We start from the raw sequence: 1,805 nt of genomic DNA, 5'->3' as shown, positions 1-1,805 counted from the left end.
GCCGAGGCGCGCACCGCCAGGGCGGGGGAGCGCGCGCCGCCACGCCTGCCGCCCCCGCCGCCGAGGGAGGCACGCGCACGGGCGGCGGAGGCTGTCGCCGCCCTGCCCGAGGGGGAGCTCAAGGCGGCGCTGGCCCGCCTCGGCGCGCACATCCTGGCTAAGCGCTGAAGTCGCGCCGAGGTGATGGGCGCACAGCCCGAACCCGCGCCACATTCGGCGCACTGTTGTCCGGCATGCTCGACTCTCCGGGCAGCCAGGGACTATCTTCACCACATCTTGGGGACAGAACCGTGATCGACCGTCGCCGCCTACTAGCCCTTGTGGGCGCCTCGCCCCTCGCCGCAGCCCTTCCGGCCGGCGCGCAATCGCCTCTGCCGCCTCTCGAGGCGATGCTCGCGGAACGCTCGTCCGGCAAGGCGGACGCGCCTGTGACGGTGCTCGAGTTCTTCTCGCTCACATGCGGCCATTGCGCGGCCTTCCACGCCGACACCTACCCCCGCGTGAAGTCGGAGCTGATCGACACAGGCAGGGTGCGGCTCGTCTTCCGCGACTTCCCCCTCGACCCCGCAGCCCTCGCCGCAGCCGCCGTCGCCCGCGCCATGCCGCCGGAGCGCTACGATGCCTTCATCTCGACGCTGATGCGCACCCAGTCGCAATGGGCGCGGCGCAGCTACGCCGAGGACCTCGCCCGCGTCGCCGCGCTCGCCGGCATGCCGCGCGCAACCTACGACGCGGTGATGGCGAACGAGCAGCTCCAGCGCGGCATCCTGCAGGCCCGCCTCGAGGGCGAGCAGCGCTTCCGCATCGAGGCGACGCCGAGCTTCGTCTTCAACAACCGCACCCCTGCCGTCTCCGGCGCGATCGCCTTCGAGCGATTCGCGCGCGAGGCCGGCGTGGGGTCCTGACCGCCCCCCGCAGCCCAAGGACAGACCTCGCCCATGGCGCTCACCTTCACACGGCTACGCCTCTCGGGCTTCAAGAGCTTCGTCGAGCCGACGCATGTCGAGATCATGCCGGGGCTCACGGGAATCGTCGGGCCGAATGGCTGCGGGAAGTCGAACATCGTCGAGGCCGTGCGCTGGGCCATGGGCGAGACCTCCGCCAAGTCGCTTCGCGGCGGCGAGATGGAGGACGTGATCTTCGCAGGCACCGCCACGCGGGCGCAGCGGAGCTATGCCGAGGTAGCGCTGATGCTCGAGGCGCCACCTGGTGCCGGGCCCGCAGCGCTGCACTCGGCGGCGAATGACGGGCGCGACGGCCCGCCCGGGCCGGTCGAGATTGAGGTGCACCGCAAGATCGAGCGCGGCCACGGCAGCACCTATCGCGTGAACGGCAAGGAGTGGCGCGCCCGCGACGTGCAGCTCCTGTTCGCCGACAGCGCGACGGGCGCCCGCTCCACCGCCATGGTCAGCCAGGGCAAGGTCGGCGCGATCGTCAACGCCAAGCCCGAGGACCGCCGGACCCTGCTCGAGGAGGCGGCCGGCATCACCGGCCTCCACTCGCGCCGGCACGAGGCGGAGCTCAAGCTCCGCGCGGCAGAGGCGAACCTCGCCCGGGCTGACGACATCCTCGGCACGCTCGAGGCGCAGCTCGCCACGCTGAAGAAGCAGGCCCGCCAGGCCACGCGCTACCGCAACATCGCAACCCAGCTTCGCGAGACGGAGGAGCTGCTGTTCGCCGCCCGCCTCGCCCGCTCGGCCGCAGCGCACGCCGCGGCCGAGGCCGCCCTGCGCGAGGCAGACCGGACCGTCGCCGAGGCGACGGAGGCAGCCGCCGCCGCCTCGGTCCGCGCCACCGAGGCCGAG

2 protein-coding genes are annotated in these 1,805 nt (G+C 72.9%); both read left to right on the top strand.

Annotation, left to right across the window (positions count from 1 at the left end):
* The first annotated feature begins 290 nt into the window (after window positions 1-290).
* Window positions 291-905 carry a thioredoxin domain-containing protein gene (locus tag FIF60_RS21400; protein WP_239451753.1) on the top strand — a complete coding sequence of 205 codons (615 nt, stop codon included), beginning with the start codon at window positions 291-293 and terminating at the stop codon, window positions 903-905.
* A gap of 33 nt (window positions 906-938) precedes the next feature.
* Window positions 939-1,805 (top strand): AAA family ATPase (locus FIF60_RS21395; protein WP_144300312.1); only part of this gene is annotated, 867 nt, incomplete at its 3' end.

This window comes from Elioraea rosea, assembly GCF_007644105.1.
Classification (GTDB): Bacteria; Pseudomonadota; Alphaproteobacteria; order Acetobacterales; family Acetobacteraceae; genus Elioraea_A; species Elioraea_A rosea.
Note: the sequence above shows the minus strand (reverse complement) of the source record. Positions and strands in the feature narration are given on the sequence as shown.